Consider the following 17443-nt stretch of genomic DNA (forward strand, 5'->3'; position numbering starts at 1 on the left):
TCGGCGCCGTTGCGCACGACGACACCGCCGACCCGTTCCCGGTGCTCGGTATGGACCACATCCGCTTCGCGGTGGGCAACGCCAAGCAGGCCGCGCACTACTACTCGACCGCGTTCGGAATGACCTGCGTGGCCTACCGCGGCCCGGAGACCGGCAGCCGTGACGTCGCCGAGTACGTGCTCACCTCCGGCAAGGCCCGCTTCGTGTTCACCGGCGAGGTCCACGCCGGGACCGCGGTGGGCGAGTCGGTGGCCGCCCACGGCGACGGCGTGGTGGACCTGGCGATCGAGGTCCCCGACGTCGACCGGGCCGTCGCGTTCGCCCGCTCCCAGGGCGCGACCGTGCTGGAGGAGCCGCACGACCTGGCGGACGAGCACGGCACGGTCCGGCTGGCCGCACTGGCGACCTACGGACAGACCCGGCACACCCTGGTGGACCGCTCCGGCTACAACGGCCCCTTCCTGCCCGGCTTCGCCGCCCACGCCCCGCTCTTCCACGCCAAGCCGCCCGCGCACCCCAAGCGCTACTTCCAGGCCGTGGACCACTGCGTGGGCAACGTCGAGCGGATGGACGAGTGGGTCGGCTTCTACAACCGCGTCATGGGCTTCACCAACATGAAGGAGTTCATCGGCGACGACATCGCCACCGAGTACTCGGCGCTGATGTCCAAGGTCGTGGCCAGCGGCAACCACCGGGTGAAGTTCCCCATCAACGAGCCGGCCGCGGGCAAGCGCAAGTCCCAGATCGACGAGTACCTGGAGTTCTACGGCGGCCCCGGAGTCCAGCACCTGGCCCTCGCCACCGGCGACATCGTCGGCAGCGTCCGGGCCATGCGGGAGATGGGCGTGGAGTTCCTGGACACCCCGGACAGCTACTACGACACCCTGGGCGAATGGGTCGGTGACACCCGCGTCCCGGTCGAGACACTGCGCGAGCTGAAGATCCTGGCGGACCGGGACGAGGACGGCTACCTGCTGCAGATCTTCACCAAGCCGCTGCAGGACCGTCCGACCGTGTTCTTCGAACTGATCGAGCGTCACGGCTCGCTGGGCTTCGGCAAGGGCAACTTCAAGGCCCTGTTCGAGGCCATCGAGCGCGAGCAGGCCCGCCGCGGCAACCTGTAGAGGAGACGTCCATGGCCCACTACCGTCGGCTGGGCGCCGTCCCGCCCAAGCGGCACACCCAGCACCGGAACCCCGAAGGCGGCCTGTACTACGAGGAGCTGATGGGGGAGGAGGGCTTCTCCTCCGACTCCTCGCTGCTCTACCACCGGAACATCCCGTCGGCCATCGTCGACGCCGCGGTCTGGGAGCTCCCGGACCAGTCCCTGACCGCCAACCACCCACTGACGCCACGCCACCTGAGGCTGCACCAGCTGACCGCGGGGGAGGAGTGGAAGAACACCGACGCCGTCACCGGACGGCGCCTGGTGCTCGGCAACGGCGACGTGCGCATCGGCTACGTGGCCGCGGGCGCGCCCTCGCCGCTGTACCGCAACGCCGTCGGCGACGAGTGCGTCTACGTCGAAGCCGGCGAGGGCCGCGTCGAGACGGTCTTCGGGGAGCTGACGGTGCGCCAGGGCGACTACGTCCTGCTGCCGCGCGCGACCACCCACCGCTGGGTGCCCGGCGGCGACGGCCCGCTGCGGCTCTACACCGTCGAGGCCAACTCCCACATCGCGCCCGCCAAGCGGTACCTGTCCAAGTACGGGCAACTGCTGGAGCACGCGCCCTTCTGCGAGCGGGACCTGCACGGCCCCGACGAACCGCTGTCGGTCCAGGGCACGGACGTGGAGGTGCTGGTCAAGCACCGCACGGCCGGCGGTATCGGCGGCACGCGCTACGTCTACCCGCAGCACCCCTTCGACGTGGTCGGCTGGGACGGCTGCCTGTACCCCTACACCTTCAACATCGCCGACTACGAGCCGATCACCGGCCGGGTCCACCAGCCGCCGCCGGCGCACCAGGTCTTCGAGGGCGACGGCTTCGTGATCTGCAACTTCGTCCCGCGCAAGGTGGACTACCACCCGCTGTCCATCCCGGTGCCCTACTACCACTCCAACGTCGACAGCGACGAGGTGATGTTCTACTGCGGCGGCGACTACGAGGCCCGCAGGGGCTCCGGCATCGGCCAGGGCTCGGTCTCACTGCACCCCGGCGGGCACGCGCACGGACCGCAGCCGGGAGCCTACGAGCGCTCCATCGGCGCCGAGTTCTTCGACGAACTCGCGGTGATGGTGGACACCTTCCGCCCGCTGCAGCTCGGCGAGGCCGGCCTGGACTGCGCCGATCCGGGCTACGCCTGGACCTGGTCCGGACGGGGGCCGAGCCGGTGAACGCCATCCCCGATCTCTTCGTCGGCCTGTGCGACGACGCGGCCATGTTCCCGCCCGGCAACGCCCCGGCGGCTCGGGCCGTCACCGCCCACCGCGAGCACCGCGCCGCCTGGTACGCGCCGCTGGTCGGCCCGTTCCTGGTCGGGGCCGCCCACCTGGAGGACGTGGTCCGGGCCGGCGACCCCGGCCCTGCGGTGCTGGTCGTCCCCGCGGGCCCGGACGGGCTGGCGGCGGTTCTGGCCGCGGCGCGGGACGCCGGACTACGGGTCGCCGGGGCCGAACTGCCCTACCGGCCCGGCGGTACGGCGGCCGACGCGGTGCGGGCCCTGGACTCCGTGCTGCCCGCCGGCGGAGTGGTGGAGATCCCGCCCGGCCAGGGCCTGGACGAGGCCCTGGACACCGTCGCCGGCTCCGGCCACCGGGCCAAGCTGCGTACCGGCGGCACCGTGGCGCAGGCCTTCCCCGACGCGGCGCAGGTGGCGGCGTTCATCCTCGGCTGCGTGGCCCGCGGGCTGCCGTTCAAGTGCACCGCCGGCCTGCACCGGGCGGTGCGCCACACCGATCCGGTCACCCGGTTCGAGCACCACGGCTTCCTGAACATCCTGGCCGCCACCGACACGGCCCTGACCGGGGCCGGGGCGGACGAGGTGGCGGCGGTGCTGGAGCAGCGCGACGGCCGCCGGATCGCCTCCCGGCTGGGCGATCTGACGCTCCCACAGGTCTCCGCCGTACGCGCCGCCTTCACCGGCTACGGCACCTGCAGCATCACCGAGCCGCTGGCCGAGCTGGCCGCGCTCGACCTCCTCCCCGTACCGCACCCGCAGATCCCGGAGCACGCATGACCTCGAGCACCTGGGTGGACCTGCCCGAAGGCACCCTGTTCGGCCTGGCCAACCTGCCCTACGGGGTCTTCAGCCGCGAGGACGGGCGGCGCCGAGTGGGCGTGCGCGTCGGCGACCTGGTGCTGGACCTGGCCGCCGCGGCCCGGGCCACCGGCGCCGACGCGGCGCTGCTGGAGGGGCCCACGCTCAACCCGCTGCTGGCGGCGGGACGGGCGCACTGGTCGGCGCTGCGCTCCGCGCTCACCGGATGGCTGACCGACGCCGCCCACCGGGCCGCGGTGGAGCCGCAGTTGCACCCGCTGGCCTCGGTGACGCTGCATCTGCCCTTCGAGCCGGGCGACTACGTCGACTTCTACGCCTCCGAGCACCACGCGGCCAACCTCGGCGCCCTGTTCCGTCCCGGCACCGAACCGCTGACGCCCAACTGGAAGCACCTGCCCATCGGCTACCACGGCCGGGCGGGCTCCCTGGTGGTCTCCGGCACCCCGGTGGTCCGACCCTGCGGGCAGCGCCGGGCCCCCGGTGAACCGGCGCCCCGGTTCGGGCCCTCGCTGCGCCTGGACATCGAGGCCGAGGTCGGCTTCCTGGTCGGCACCCCCTCGCCGCAGGGCAGCCGGGTGGGCCTGACGGGCTTCGCCGACCACGTCTTCGGGGTGTGCCTGGTCAACGACTGGTCCGCGCGCGACCTGCAGGCCTGGGAGTACGTGCCGCTCGGCCCCTTCCTCGGGAAGTCCTTCGCCACCTCCCTCTCTCCGTGGATCGTGCCGCTGGAGGCCCTGGAACAGGCCCGTACCGCGCCGCCGGTCCGGGACGTGCCGCTGCTTCCGTACCTGGACGACGGCGCCGCGCCGCAGTGGGGGCTGGACCTGTCGCTGGAGGTGGCCCTCAACGGCAGCACCGTCTCGCGGCCCCCGTTCGCCGGCCTGTACTGGACGGCGGCGCAGCAGCTGGCCCACATGACCGTCAACGGCGCCCCGCTGCGGACCGGTGACTTCTACGCCTCCGGCACGGTGAGCGGCCCCGACCCGGAGACCCGGGGTTCGCTGATCGAGCTGGCCTGGAACGGCGAGCGGCCGCTGGAACTGCCCGACGGGAGCACCCGGACCTTCCTGGAGGACGGCGACGAAGTCGTGATCACGGCCACCGCACCGGGCGCTGACGGTTCGCGCATCGGCTTCGGCGAGGTCCGCGGGCGCATCCTGCCGGCGACCGCCGGGGAGGGCTGAGCCATGGACAAGACCGCTGGTTCGGCGGCCGAGGCGGTCGCCGACGTCCAGGACGGCGCCAGCCTGGCCGTGGGCGGGTTCGGGCTGTGCGGGATACCCGCGGTGCTCATCGGGGCGCTGCTGGAGCAGGGGGCCACGGGTCTGCACGTGGTGTCCAACAACTGCGGCGTCGACGACGCCGGTCTCGGGCTGCTGCTGGGGGCCGGCCGGATCGCCCGGGCGACCGGCAGCTACGTCGGGGAGAACAAGGAGTTCGCACGGCAGTACCTCTCCGGGGAGCTGGCGCTGGAGCTGGTGCCCCAGGGGACGCTGGCCGAGCGGCTGCGGGCCGGGGGCTGCGGCATCCCCGCCTTCTACACCCCCGCCGGGGTGGGCACCCAGGTCGCCGACGGCGGGCTGCCCTGGCGCTACGGGAGCCGGGGCGAGGTCGTGGAGGCGTCACCGCCCAAGGAGACCCGCCGCTTCGACGGCACGGAGTACGTGCTGGAACGGGCCATCACCGCGGACTTCGCACTGGTCCGGGCGGCCCGCGGGGACCGGCACGGCAACCTGGTCTTCCACGCCTCGGCCCGCAACTTCAACCCGCTGGCCGCGATGGCCGGCCGGCTCACCGTCGCCGAGGTCGAGGAACTGGTCGAGCCCGGGGAACTGGACCCGGACGAGGTCCACCTGCCGGGCGTCTTCGTGCAGCGCGTGCTGGCACTGACCCCGGAGCAGGCGGCGGACCGCCGGATCGAGAAGAGGACGGTGCAGGCCTGATGGCGTGGACCCGTGACCAGATGGCCGCCCGGGCCGCCCGCGAGCTGGCCGACGGCATGTACGTCAACCTGGGCATTGGCCTGCCCACCCAGGTGCCCGACCACGTCCCCGAGGACGTGCACGTGGTGCTCCAGTCCGAGAACGGCGTGCTCGGCACCGGACCGTACCCCCGGCCCGAGCAGGTGGACCCCGACCTGATCAATGCCGGCAAGGAGACGGTGACGGTCCGTCCGGGCGCGTCCTACTTCGACTCGGCACTGTCCTTCGGCATGATCCGGGGCGGCCACATCGACCTGGCCGTGCTGGGGGCGTTGGAGGTGTCGGCCTCCGGGGACCTGGCCAACTGGACCGTCCCCGGAAAGATGATCAAGGGGATGGGTGGTGCCATGGACCTGGTCCACGGGGCGCGCCGGGTGGTCGTCCTGATGGAGCACACGGCCAGGGACGGCAGCCCGAAGCTGGTCGACCGCTGCACCCTGCCGCTGACCGGACGTGGATGCGTGCACCGGGTCATCACCGACCTGGGGGTGTTCGACCTGGCCGGTGACGGGGTCGTGCTGGTGGAGTCCGCCCCGGGGGTGCCGCTGGCGCAGATCCTGGGGCAGACCGGCACCCGGGTCCGGGTGCCGGCCGGGGCGGCCTGAGCCGACCCTGCGTCAACTCCCAGGTGGGGCCGGCCGTCCGCCGTGACGGTCGGCCCCACCTGCGTGGTCAGCCGCGCGAGGCGCGCCGCGGCACGCCGAAGACCTGGACCAGGGCCTGGTGGGTCGAGCGCAGGTGGTCGCGCATGGCGCGGGCGGCGTCCCTTCGGTTGCCGGCGGTGATGGCGGCCGCGATGCGCTCGTGCGCGTCCAGCTCCTCGCGTGACCAGATGTGCGGTTCCAGGCTGGGGATGAGGTGGTGCAGCCGGGTGACCTCGTCGGCCAGGGAGGCGATCATGCGGGCCGCGCGGGCGTTGCCGGCGACCTCGGCGATGCCGATGTGGAAGTCGGCCGCGCTGGCCAGCGCCAGTTCCAGATCGTCCGCGGCGCCGCGGTGGGCGTTCAGGGCGTCGGTCACCCCGGCCGCGCCGCCGCGCAGTTGGGCGAAGCGCGCGGCGGCCTGGCCGGCGAACTCCGGTTCCAGCAGCTCGCGCAGCTGGAAGACGTCGCGCAGGTCCTCCAGGCCCAGCGAGCGCACCACATAGCCCTTGCGGGGCAGCACGGTCACCCAGCCGTCCTGGACCAGCAGCCGCAGTGCCTCGCGCACGGGGGTCTTGGAGACCCCGAAACGCGCGGCGAGGTCGGCCTCCAGCACCGTCGCTCCGGGGGCCAGACGAGCGTGCAGGATGTCGTCCTTCAGCAGCAGGTAGACCCGCTCGGTCAACGGCTGCTTGGACTCGCTCATGCTGGCGACGGTTGTCACTGCACCCCTCCGCGTCGGACACCGGGGACAAGAAATATCTGGCGTCAGCCTACCCCCGATCTGAGGCCCGATGTGCCGGTCAGTTGTGCTGAATCTCTTGACGCTGAAACACCAGTGATATATCTCTGAGATCCCACTGACGATCGCTCAACGAAGACGATCAGGAGAGCCGCGCATGCGTCCCACCGCTCACGCCCCTCTGCGCCGCAGACCCCGCCTCGCCCTGTGCCTGGGAGTCCCCCTGCTGCTGGCCGCCGCCGGCTGTGGGGCGAGCTCGACCAGCCACGCCGGCTCCGGCTCGGGGACCATCACCATCGGCATGTCCCTGCCGCTCAGCGGCGCCGTCGCCGACAACTCCAAGAGCGGCTACCAGGGCTACCAGCTCTGGGCCGACCAGCTCAACGCCCACGGCGGACTGCTCGGCCGCAAGGTCAAGCTGGTGGTCCTGGACGACGGCTTCACCCAGAGCACCGCCATCTCCGACTACAACAAGCTGATCGGCCAGCAGCACGTGGACCTGCTGCTGGGCACCTTCTCCTCGTTCCTGAACCTGCCGGTGGCCGAGGTCGCCGAGCGCAACAAGTACGTCTACATCGAGCCCTCCGGCGGCGCCGACTCGATCTTCGCGCGGAACTTCAACTACCTGTTCTTCGCCCAGCCGGCCACCACCCAGAACCTGCCGGACCAGTTCGTGGCCCAGATCGCCGCCCTGCCCGCGGCCCAGCGCCCCCGCACCGCCGCCTTCGTCACCCAGGACGACCCCAACACCTCCGAGGCCACCAAGCTGTTCAAGGACCAGCTGGCCAAGCTGGGCGTGAAGTCGGTCTACGACTCCACCTACGCGCCGGACACCTCCAACTTCGACGCCATCGCCAACGCCATCAAGCAGGCCGCCCCGGACCTGGTGGTCCAGGGCGCGCTGGCCGAGGACGGGGTCTCGCTGATCCGCTCCTTCCAGAAGGTGGGCTTCACCCCCAAGACCCTGTTCCAGACCAACTCGCCGTCCGACACCAGCTACCCGGACGCGGTGGGGACCAGGAACACCGAGGGCGTGCTCACCGCCCTCGCCTACAGCCCGGACGCCCCCACCCCGGGCAACGGCGCCTTCGTGTCCGCCTACAAGGCGAAGTACAGCACCGTCCCCTCCGACGACGCCGCCAACTCCTACACCGCCGGACAGGTCCTGGCCGCCGCGGTGACCGCGGTCGGCAGACTCGACCAGAGCGCGATCGCCGACTGGCTGCACAAGAACACCGTGTCCACCATCGTCGGCCCGCTGTCCTGGGACGCCGCCGGCAAGCCCAAGGGCTCGCTGCTGCTCGCGCAGTGGCAGAACGGCAAGCTGCAGATCGTCGCCCCGGCCGCCGAGGCCACCAGCAAGCAGATCGAATGGGCCAAGCCCGGGTGGTCCCAGTGACCCTGCTGCTGCAGACCCTGATCTTCGGCTGCCTGATCGGCGGCGTCTACGCCCTGATGTCCTCCGGCTTCACGCTGATCTTCGGCGTGATGGACGTGATCAACCTGGCCCAGGGCTGCCTGCTGATCACCGGCGCCTACCTGTCCTGGTGGATGTGGCAGCGGACCGGCCTGGACCCGCTGCTGCTCGGCGTCCTGTCCTCGGCCGCCCTGTACGGCATCGGCTGGCTGCTCTACAAGGGCGTGGTCGCCCGGGTGCAGCGGGTGGACCCGGGGCTGACCCTGGTCGCCACCTTCGCCGTCGCGGTCGCCGGGGAGGGCGTCATCGCGCTGGTCTTCGGCACCTCCGACCGCAGCGCCACCCCCTCCTACTTCAACACCTCCTTCCACCTCGGCTCCCTGAGCGTCCCCAAGGCGCAGCTGTACGCGTGCATCGGCGCACTGGTCGTCCTCGGCGGCCTGTACGCGCTGCTGCGCGGCACCTTCCTGGGACGCGCGATCCGGGCCTGCGCCTCCAGCCGCGGCGGCGCGGAACTGGTCGGCATCGACGTGGAGCGGGCCATGGCGCAGATGTTCGCGCTGGGCGCGGCCACCACCGGCTTCGGCGGCGCGGCCCTGTCCGTCCTCTACCAGTTCCTGCCCGACTCGCAGGACATCTGGATCGGCCGGGTGCTGTGCGTGGTCGTCCTCGGCGGCCTGGGCAGCCTGCCCGGAGCGCTCGCCGGAGCCGTGGTCCTGGGCCTCGGCGAGGCTCTGACCTCCACCTACTGGGACGTACGCTGGACCACCGCCGTGCCCTACATGCTCATCCTGGCCATCCTGCTGCTGCGCCCCCAGGGCCTGTTCGGCATCACCCTGCGACGCGAAGGAGCCCGGGCATGACCGCGCGCAACCGCCGCCTGCTGCGCCGGGGCGCACCCGCCCTGGGCGTGCTGCTGCTGGCCCTGGTGCCGCTGACCGGCGACATCTACTACCAGAACATGCTGATCATGACGTTCGTGTTGGCGGTGCTGGCCAGCGGCTGGAACACGATGGCCGGGTACACCGGCTACGTCTCCCTGGGCCACAGCGCCTTCATCGGCATCGGCGCCTACACCGCCGGGGTCGCCTCGGCGCACTGGGGCGTCTCCCCGTTCCTGGTCGCCCCGCTCGGCGGCGTGGCAGCGGCCCTGGTCGCCCTGCTGCTGTCGGTGGTGACCCGGCGCACCCGCGGCCCGGCCTTCGTGATCGTCACCTTCGCCCTGCTGGAACTGCTCGGCCTGACCGTCCGCAACTGGACCTCGGTCACCGGCGGCAGCAAGGGGCTGCTGATGCCGCTGCCCACCTGGGGCGTGGACATCCAGGACTGGCCCTTCTACTACACCCTGCTCGGACTGCTGGTGCTGGCCGTCGCCCTGGCCGCCGGCATCGCCCGCACCAAGCTCGGCATCGGCCTGGTGGCCATCCGCGACGACGAGGACAAGGCCGCCGGCATCGGCATCAGCACCCCCGCCTACAAGTCCCTGGCGTTCATGGCCAGCGCGGTGCTGGTCGGCGTGGCCGGTGCGGTCTACGGCTACTACGTCTCCTTCCTGGACCCCGGCGCGATGTTCGACATCGTGCTCAGCGTCGAGGCGGTGCTGGCCGCGCTGATGGGCGGCCGCGGCACGGTGTGGGGACCGGTCCTGGGGGCGTTCATCCTGGAACCGCTCTCCGAGGTCACCAACTCGCACCTGGGCGGCTCGGACGCGGGCGCGCTGCGGCTGGTCTTCTTCGGCGGCCTGCTGCTGGCCGTCACCCTGCTGCTGCCGCGCGGCATCCTGCCGCAGGCCGCCGAATGGCTGCGCCGACGCCGCACCCGCGGCGCCACCAGCCCGGTCGGGCGACGGCTGGCCGACGCCGAACTGCCGGCCACCCCGGTGATGCGACCCCGGGCGCAGACGGAGGACACCGCCCTGCTGCGGCTGACCGGGGTGAGCCGGCGCTTCGGCGGACTGGTCGCCGTGGACGACTGCGGCTTCGAGGTCACCCGCGGCTCGATCACCGCGCTGATCGGCCCCAACGGCTCCGGCAAGACCACCGTGTTCAACCTGGTCGACGGCACCTACCCGGTCACCGCGGGCCGGATCGACTTCGACGGACGGCGCATCGACCAGCTCGGGCCCACCCGGCGGACCTTCGCCGGCATCGGCCGCACCTACCAACTGCCGCGGCTGTTCCCCAGCCTGACGGTGCTGCAGAACGTCGCCGCGGCCTGCGGCGAGTTCCGCCCCGGCAACCTGCTGCGCAGCGCCGTCTCCGGCGCCGAGGCCGCCCGCGCCACCGAACTGCTGGAGTTCGTCGGCCTGGGCGACTACCTCACCGCCCGCGCCACCGACCTGTCCTACGGGCAGCGCAAACTCGTCGAACTGGCCCAGGTCCTGATGCTGGAACCGCAGCTGATCCTGCTGGACGAACCCTGCGCCGGCATCAACCCCACCCTGATCCGGCGCATGGCCGCGCTGATCCAGGCGCTCAACCGGGCCGGGCAGACCTTCCTCATCGTCGAGCACGACATGAACTTCGTGCTCTCCCTGTCCGACCCGGTCGTCGTGCTGTCCCGCGGCACCGTCATCGCCCACGGCGCCCCCGACGACATCAGCGCCGATGAGCAGGTCCGCGAGGCCTACCTCGGCGCGGACTTCGCCCTGGACGCCGCCACCGCCGGAGGCACAGCATGATCGAGATGCATTCCGTCGTCGCCGGATACGGCGGCGGGGACGTCCTGCAGGGGCTGGACCTCTCGGTCCGACCCGGCACCATCACCTGCATCGTGGGCCCCAACGGAGCCGGCAAATCCACCGTGCTGCGCGCCATCAGCGGCCAGATCCACCCCCGCGAGGGCGAGATCAGGCTGGCCGGGTCCGCCATCCACGGGCACAGCCCGGCCGCCGTCATCAGCGCCGGCATCGTCCAGGTGCCCCAGCACAACGGCCTCTTCGCCGACCTGACGGTGCGTGACAACATGCTGCTGGGCGGCTACCTGATCCGCCGCGACAAGGCCCGGCTGCGCCGCCGCATCGCCGAACTCGAAGAGGTCTTCCCGATCGTGCGCGAGCGCGCGGACGAGAAGGCCGCCAACCTCTCCGGCGGCCAGCGCCGCATCGTCGAGTTCGCCAGGGCGCTGGTGCTGGAACCGCGGATGGTGCTGCTGGACGAACCCACCCTGGGCCTGGACCCCAAGGCCAGCGCGCTGGTCTTCGACAGCACCCGGATGATGCGCGACCTGGGCACCACCGTGCTGATGGTGGAACAGAACGTGCGGTTCGGACTCAGGCTCGCCTCGCACGGCGTGGTCATGGAGCGCGGCCGGGTGCTGCTCGCCGACAGCTCCGAGGCGCTGCTGGCCCGCCCGGACATGGCCGCCATGTTCTTCGGATCCTCCGCACCCCCGGCGGACCCGGCCGAACCCGAACCCGGGACCGGTACCGGACCCGGCACCGACCCGCAGCGAGAGGACGCCCACCTGTGACCGCGACCCACCCCCCAGTCGCCATCGTCGGCGCCGGACCGGTCGGCCTCAGCGCGGCCGTCGCCCTGGCCCGGTTCGGGGTGCGCACCACCGTCGTCGAGCGCTCCACCGGCACCTTCGAGCACCCCAAGGCCCGCGGCGTACGGGTCCGCACCATGGAACTGTTCCGCCAGTGGGGCCTGGAGGACGAACTGCGCGCCCACGCCCTGCCACCCGAGGCGCTGCGCTTCATCTACTGCGACACCCTGGCCGGACACGAGCTCGCCCGCACCCCCGAACTGGAACCCCGCACGTTCGACGGCAGCCCCACCACCAGCTGCCGGGTGGCCCAGGACGCGGTCCACGACGCCCTGCTGCGCCGCGCCCGCGCCGAACCCCTGATCGAGCTGCGCACCGGAGTCACCGCCGGACCGGTCACCCAGACCGCGCAGCAGGTCCGGGTCGCCCTGGACGACGGGACCACGCTGACCGCCCGGTACCTGGTCGCCGCCGACGGCGTCGGCTCCCGGATCCGCGCCGACCTGGGCATCCCGATGACCGGGGAGCCGGTCGTGTCCTGGTGGCAGAGCGTCTACTGGCACGGCGACCTGGACCGCTACGCCGCGCACCGGCCCTGCATCCAGTTCGTCACCGGCGCCGACACCGGGCAGCACGTCCAGATCGCCTCCGTCGACGGCCACCGCCGCTGGATCACCCTGATCGCCCTGCCCCCCGGCCAGGACCGGCCCGCCGACCAGACGCCCGAACAGGCCCTGGCCGCCATCCGCGGCGCGGTCGGGGACCCCGACCTGGCCGTGGAGATCCGCGACATCGCGACCTTCCGGGTCAGCGCCATGAACGCCGACCGCTACCGCGAGGGACGGGTCTTCCTCGCCGGGGACGCCGCCCACGTCCTGCCGCCCACCGGCGGCATGGGTATGAACAGCGGCATCCAGGACGTCCACAACCTGGCCTGGAAACTCGCCTTCGTGCTGGCCGGACACGCCGACGCCGCACTGCTGGACAGCTACGACGCCGAGCGCCGACCCGTCGCCGAGGCGAACCTCGCCTGGAGCCTGGACAACGGCAAGCGGTTCCCGGCGATCCGCCGGGCCCTGGCCGAGGGGGACACCGTCCGCAGCCGCGAACTCCTGGACGCCCAGGGCGGCCACGTCAGCGCGCTGGGCCAGGACCTCGGCTTCGGCTACCGGCACGGCGCCCTGGTCCCCGAACCCGACCCGGCCCCGGCGTTCGTCCCCGAGCACTACACCCCCACCGCCCGGCCCGGGCACCGCGCCCCGGCCGTGCCGCTGCGGGACGGAGGCTCCACGCTGGACCTGTTCGACGACGCCTTCACCCTGCTGACGGGGGGTCACGGCGGAGCCTGGCAGGACGCTGCGGAGCAACAGGCCGCCGCCGGGGCCTGGCTGCGGACCCTGGCCGTCGGCCACGGCCGGCTCCGCGATGCCGCGGCCGACCTGCACGCCGCCTACGGGATCAGCGCCACCGGCGCCGTGCTGGTCCGCCCGGACGGCCATGTCGCCTGGCGCGCGACCACGCTGCCCGAGGACACCGTCGGCACCCTGCACTCCGCCCTCAGCGCGCTCCACCTGAACGCCGCCCGCCCCGCAGCCGCCGGCGGGCGGCGATGACCCTGCGCTACAGCGCCCACCTGAACACCCTGTACGGGGCGGTGCCCTGGCCGAGCCGTCCGGCCCGGGCCGCCGGGGACGGATTCGGCTGCGTGGAGCTCTGGGCCCCGCCGGCCGACCAGCGCGAGGTCCTGGCCCTGGAGTTGGACCGGCTGGCCCTGGAGGTCGCCTGCGTCAACACCGCCGAGGGCCCCTACGCGGACGACTTCGGACAGCTGGGCAACCCCGCCGCCGCGGCCTGGTGGCGCGAGGACTTCCGGCAGACGCTGGCCTTCGCCCGCCGCATCCGCGCCGGGGCGATCAACGTCCTGGCCGGGGGCCGCCTGGCCGGCTCCTCCCGCGAGCACCAGCTGGCCACCGCCCACGCCAACCTGGCCTGGGCGCTGACCACCCTGCGCGAGGGCGACCCGCTGCTGCTGCTGGAACCGCTCAACGCGGCCGACCGCCGCTCGCCGCTGCTGCGCGGGGTGGACGACGCCCGCGCGCTGATCGACCGCCTGGACCGGCCCGGGTCGCTGCGGCTGCTGTTCGACGCGTACCACCTGTTCCAGGAGGAGAGCGACCTGCTCGCCGTGCTGCGCGACGCCGAGGACTGCATCGGGCACATCCAGATCGCCGACTGGCCCGGCCGCGGCCGCCCCGGCACCGGCCGCATCCCCTTCCCCGAACTCCTCGACGCGATCGAACGCCTCGGCTACGACGGCTGGATCGGCCTGGAGCACTTCCCCCACCCCGCCGAGGAGCCGACCGTGCCACCCGCACCGCACCGCCGCACCGCCGCCACCGGGGGCCCGGCATGACCCAGGACCAGGTGATCCAGGATCAGACCGACAGCTCCCGCCTGGACGGCGACGCGGGGTTCGCCGCCCGGTCCTTCCTCCGCTCCGGCGGCCTGACCAGCGACCAGGTCCGCAGGCGCCCGGTGATCGGCATCGCGACCAGCTGGAGCGAGCTCAACCCCTGCAACCTGCCCACCCGGCCGATGGCCGAGGCGGTCAAGCGCGGCGTCGCGGCGGCCGGCGGCATCGCGCTGGAGTTCCCCACCATCTCGCTGGCCGAGTCGCTGATCCACCCCACCACGATGCTGCTGCGCAACCTGATGGCGATGGACGTCGAAGAGATGATCAGCGCCAGCCCGATCGACGCCGTGGTCCTGCTCGGCGGCTGCGACAAGACCGTCGCCGCCCAGCTCATGGGGGCGCTCAGCGCCGACAAGCCCGCCCTCTCGCTGACCACCGGCCCCCGGCCGGCCGGCCGCTGGCGGGGCGGCGAGCTGACCATCGACGACTCCTGGCGGATCGCCGACGAACGCCGCAGCGGCCTGCTCGACGACCGGGCCTGGCACGAGGTCGAGGGCTGCATCAGCCCCGGCCCGGGCGTCTGCAACGTCATGGGCACCGCGGTCACCCTGGCGATGATCGCGGAGATCCTGGGCTTCGCCCCACCGGGCAGCAGCCTGCTGCCGGCCGGCAGCCCGCAGCGGCTGGCCTCCGCCGAGCAGGCCGGGGCGCGAGCCGTGGAACTCGCCCGCGACCCGGTCCTGCCCAGCCGGCTGGTCACCCGCGAGGCGCTGACCGACGCCTGGCGGCTGGTCTGCGCCACCGGCGGATCCACCAACGCCGTCATCCACCTGCAGGCCCTGGCCGGCCGCGCCGGGGTGCGGCTGAGCACCCGTCACCTGCGGGAAGCCAGCCGGACCACCCCCACCCTGGGCCAGGTCCGCCCCAACGGCCCGCACACCCTGGCCGATCTGCACGACGAGGGCGGAGTACCGGCCGTGGTCCGCGAACTGGGCCCCCTGCTGCACCTGGACCGCCCCACCGCCGACGGCAGCAACTGGCGCGAGGTCGCCGCCGGGACCGCGCCAGGACCCGGCCGCGCGCTGCGTCCCGCAGCCGACCCGGTGCACCCGCACGGGGCGATCGCCGTGCTGCACGGCAGCCTGGCGCCCCGCAGCGCCGTCATCAAGCGCAGCGCCGCCTCGCCCCGGCTGCTGCGGCACACCGGACCCGCCCTGGTCTTCGACGGCCTGGCCGACCTGCGGGCCCGCATCGACGACCCCGACCTCCCGGTCACCGCCGACACCGTGCTGGTGCTGCGCGGGGCCGGCCCGATCGGCGGACCCGGCATGGCCGAGGTCGGCGGACTGCCCATCCCCGCCAAGCTCTACCGGGCCGGGGTCCGCGACATGGTGCGGGTCTCCGACGCCCGGATGAGCGGAACCGCCGCCGGCACCGTGGTCCTCCACGTCACCCCGGAGGCCGCGGTCGGCGGCCCGCTCGCCCTGGTGCGCGACGGCGACCCGATCCGCCTGGACGTCCCCGCCGGGACCCTGGACCTGCTGGTGGACCCCGACACCCTGGACCGGCGGGCCCGCGACACCCCGCCGGCCACCGCCCCCCGCCCCGCCCGCGGCTACCGCCGGCTGTACGCCGACCACGTCGGCCAGGCCGACGAGGGCTGCGACTTCGACTTCCTGCACGCCACCCCGGAGGAGACCCCATGAAACTCGTCAGCTTCGGCCCCGCCCGCGCCGAGCAGCCCGGTGTCCTGGACGGCGACGCCGTCGTCCCGCTGGCACCGCTGCTGGCCGACCTCGGCATCCCCGGCGCCGGCATGAACGCCGTCCTCGGCCTGCTGCCGCAGCTGCGCCCGCTGATCGCCGAGCTGCTCGCCGACCCGACCGCCGACCGGATCGCGCTGGACGCGGTACGGCTCGGACCGCCGGTGCCCGAACCGCCCACCCTGGTGGTCATCGGCGGCAACTTCCACGCCCACGTCGCTGAGATGGCGGGGATGAACGGCGGCAAGCCGCCGCAGCAGCCGATCATCGTGCCCAAGCCCACCAGCAACGTCATCGGCCCGCACGACCCGGTCGTCAGGCCCGCCGTCACCGCCGAACTGGACTACGAGGCCGAGATGGGCGTGGTCATCGGCCGCGCCGGACGGCACATCCCGCGCGAGCGGGCCCTGGAGCACGTCGCCGGCTACATGAACATCCAGGACATGACGGCCCGTGACCAGATCCTGCCGCCCGGCGAACCGTGGATGCACGTCCAGATGGGCCGGGCCAAGGGCTTCGACGGCTCCAGCCCCTGCGGACCCTGGCTGCTGACCGCCGACGAGGTCGCCGACCCGCAGGACCTGCGGGTCCGGATGTGGGTCAACGACGAGCTGCGCCAGGACGGCAACACCGACGACATGGTCGTGGACGTGGCCGGACTGGTCGAGAGCGTCAGCGCGGTGTTCCGGCTGCGCCCCGGCGACATCCTGATCACCGGCACCCCGGCCGGCGTGGGCGCGAAGATGGAGCCCCCGCGCTTCCTGCAGCCCGGCGACCGGATCAGCATGTCGGTGGAGGGGCTGGGCCGCACCGACAACCCGATCGTGGCACCATGACGGCCGGCGCACCGCGCACCGTCGCCTTCCTGGGGCTGGGCGCGATGGGGGCACCCATGGCCGGCAGGCTGCTGACGGCAGGTCACCGCGTCGTGGTCTGGAACCGCACCCCGGCCCGCGCGCAGGCGCTGCGCGCGGCCGGCGCACAGGTCGCCGCGACCCCGGCCGAAGCGGCCGGTGCCGCGGACCTGGTACTGGGCTGCCTGCTCGACGGGGCCGCTGTCGAGCAGACCTACCTGGGACCGGACGGCGCCGCCGAGGCGGCCCGGCCCGGCCAGGTCTTCGTCGAGCACGGCACCTTCGCGCCGAAGCTGGCGCGGGACCTCGGCGCGTTCCTGGAGGCGCGCGGCGCCCGGTTCCTGGACGCACCGGTCACCGGCGGCCCGGAAGGTGCCGCGGCAGGAACCCTGACCACCATGGTCGGCGGCGCCGAGGCGGCGCTAGCCGAGGCCGCCGCGGTGCTGTCGGGGTATGCGTCGAGGATCCGTCATGTCGGCGGCCAGGGCGCCGGCTTGGAGCTGAAGCTGGTCAACCAGATGCTGGTCAGCTGCCATGTGGCGGCCGCCGCCGAGGCGGTGGCGCTGCTACAGCGAAGGGAGGTGGACCTGGAGGTCGCCCGCGAGGTCCTGGGCTCGGGCTGGGCCGCCAGCACCATGCTTGAGCGAACACTGACCCGGCTGACCCGGGCCCCGCACGAACCCTCCGGGGCCACCCTCGCCGGACTGCTCGAACCCCAGCGCCTGGCCGCCGAACTGGCGGCCCAGGCCGGAATGCCGCTGGCGCTGCTCCCCGAGGCGCAGGCGCTGTTCGTCCGCGCCCGAGACCTCGGCCTGGGCGGCCACGATCTGTCCGGACTGGCCGCCGCGGTCGGCGGCTGACCTCCTTCGAACCACCGCAGCAGCGGTCCCGTGCCGGGGGATGCCGGGCTCGGGACCGCTGCC

The 17443-nt window shown here is 73.2% G+C and carries 16 protein-coding genes; 15 read left to right on the forward strand and 1 reads right to left on the reverse strand.

What is annotated here, in order from left to right; genetic code table 11:
• Positions 1-50: 50 nt before the first annotated feature.
• Genes hppD through IF29_RS0130905 form a run of 6 tightly spaced genes read left to right on the forward strand, consistent with a single transcriptional unit; the run spans position 51 to position 5806 of the window.
• Complete coding sequence (hppD, locus tag IF29_RS0130880; RefSeq protein ID WP_232242680.1) at positions 51-1124, forward strand: 4-hydroxyphenylpyruvate dioxygenase; 1074 nt, start codon at positions 51-53, stop codon at positions 1122-1124.
• A gap of 11 nt (positions 1125-1135) precedes the next feature.
• The gene (locus IF29_RS0130885; RefSeq protein WP_030261741.1) at positions 1136-2335 is read left to right on the forward strand and encodes a homogentisate 1,2-dioxygenase; all 1200 of its coding nucleotides are present in this window, start codon (positions 1136-1138) and stop codon (positions 2333-2335) included.
• On the forward strand, positions 2332-3177 hold the full coding sequence (locus IF29_RS0130890; RefSeq protein ID WP_037597221.1) for a hypothetical protein: 846 nt from the start codon (positions 2332-2334) through the stop codon (positions 3175-3177). The genes IF29_RS0130885 and IF29_RS0130890 overlap by 4 nt, the downstream gene beginning before the upstream one ends.
• The gene (gene fahA / locus IF29_RS0130895; RefSeq protein ID WP_030261743.1) at positions 3174-4403 is read left to right on the forward strand and encodes a fumarylacetoacetase; all 1230 of its coding nucleotides are present in this window, start codon (positions 3174-3176) and stop codon (positions 4401-4403) included. Before IF29_RS0130890 ends, fahA begins: the two co-directional genes overlap by 4 nt.
• Before the next feature lie 3 nt (positions 4404-4406).
• The gene (locus IF29_RS0130900; RefSeq protein ID WP_030261745.1) at positions 4407-5162 is read left to right on the forward strand and encodes a CoA transferase subunit A; all 756 of its coding nucleotides are present in this window, start codon (positions 4407-4409) and stop codon (positions 5160-5162) included.
• Positions 5162-5806 (forward strand): CoA transferase subunit B, encoded by a 645-nt coding sequence (locus IF29_RS0130905; protein ID WP_030261747.1) that lies wholly within the window; start codon positions 5162-5164, stop codon positions 5804-5806. Before IF29_RS0130900 ends, IF29_RS0130905 begins: the two co-directional genes overlap by 1 nt.
• 67 nt (positions 5807-5873) lie before the next feature.
• Here IF29_RS0130905 and IF29_RS0130910 read toward each other — a convergent pair whose 3' ends face one another.
• On the reverse strand, positions 5874-6548 hold the full coding sequence (locus IF29_RS0130910) for a GntR family transcriptional regulator (protein WP_030261749.1): 675 nt from the start codon (positions 6546-6548) through the stop codon (positions 5874-5876).
• A 193-nt stretch (positions 6549-6741) separates the two neighbouring features.
• On the opposite strand from IF29_RS0130910, the gene IF29_RS0130915 reads away from it, so the two are divergent.
• Genes IF29_RS0130915 through IF29_RS0130955 form a run of 9 tightly spaced genes read left to right on the forward strand, consistent with a single transcriptional unit; the run spans position 6742 to position 17380 of the window.
• Entirely contained in the window at positions 6742-7983 is a 1242-nt protein-coding gene (locus IF29_RS0130915) for an amino acid ABC transporter substrate-binding protein (RefSeq protein ID WP_084715253.1), read from the forward strand.
• Entirely contained in the window at positions 7980-8864 is an 885-nt protein-coding gene (locus IF29_RS0130920) for a branched-chain amino acid ABC transporter permease (protein WP_030261752.1), read from the forward strand. Before IF29_RS0130915 ends, IF29_RS0130920 begins: the two co-directional genes overlap by 4 nt.
• A complete protein-coding gene (locus IF29_RS0130925; protein WP_030261754.1) occupies positions 8861-10681 on the forward strand; it encodes a branched-chain amino acid ABC transporter ATP-binding protein/permease in 1821 nt (606 codons plus the stop codon). The genes IF29_RS0130920 and IF29_RS0130925 overlap by 4 nt, the downstream gene beginning before the upstream one ends.
• Positions 10678-11472, forward strand: a complete 795-nt coding sequence (locus IF29_RS0130930) for an ABC transporter ATP-binding protein (protein WP_051726250.1) — start codon at positions 10678-10680, stop codon at positions 11470-11472. Before IF29_RS0130925 ends, IF29_RS0130930 begins: the two co-directional genes overlap by 4 nt.
• Positions 11469-13103: an FAD-dependent monooxygenase gene (locus IF29_RS0130935; RefSeq protein ID WP_051726251.1), complete on the forward strand. Its 1635-nt coding sequence runs from the start codon at positions 11469-11471 to the stop codon at positions 13101-13103. The genes IF29_RS0130930 and IF29_RS0130935 overlap by 4 nt, the downstream gene beginning before the upstream one ends.
• Positions 13100-13903 carry a TIM barrel protein gene (locus IF29_RS0130940; RefSeq protein ID WP_030261760.1) on the forward strand — a complete coding sequence of 268 codons (804 nt, stop codon included), beginning with the start codon at positions 13100-13102 and terminating at the stop codon, positions 13901-13903. The genes IF29_RS0130935 and IF29_RS0130940 overlap by 4 nt, the downstream gene beginning before the upstream one ends.
• Positions 13900-15609, forward strand: a complete 1710-nt coding sequence (locus IF29_RS0130945) for a dihydroxy-acid dehydratase (RefSeq protein WP_030261761.1) — start codon at positions 13900-13902, stop codon at positions 15607-15609. Before IF29_RS0130940 ends, IF29_RS0130945 begins: the two co-directional genes overlap by 4 nt.
• Positions 15606-16502, forward strand: a complete 897-nt coding sequence (locus IF29_RS0130950; RefSeq protein ID WP_030261762.1) for a fumarylacetoacetate hydrolase family protein — start codon at positions 15606-15608, stop codon at positions 16500-16502. The genes IF29_RS0130945 and IF29_RS0130950 overlap by 4 nt, the downstream gene beginning before the upstream one ends.
• Positions 16499-17380: an NAD(P)-dependent oxidoreductase gene (locus IF29_RS0130955; protein ID WP_051726252.1), complete on the forward strand. Its 882-nt coding sequence runs from the start codon at positions 16499-16501 to the stop codon at positions 17378-17380. The genes IF29_RS0130950 and IF29_RS0130955 overlap by 4 nt, the downstream gene beginning before the upstream one ends.
• The last annotated feature ends 63 nt before the right edge of the window (positions 17381-17443 follow it).

It is taken from the genome of Streptacidiphilus jeojiense (genome assembly GCF_000719095.1).
Classification (GTDB): Bacteria; Actinomycetota; Actinomycetes; order Streptomycetales; family Streptomycetaceae; genus Streptacidiphilus; species Streptacidiphilus jeojiensis.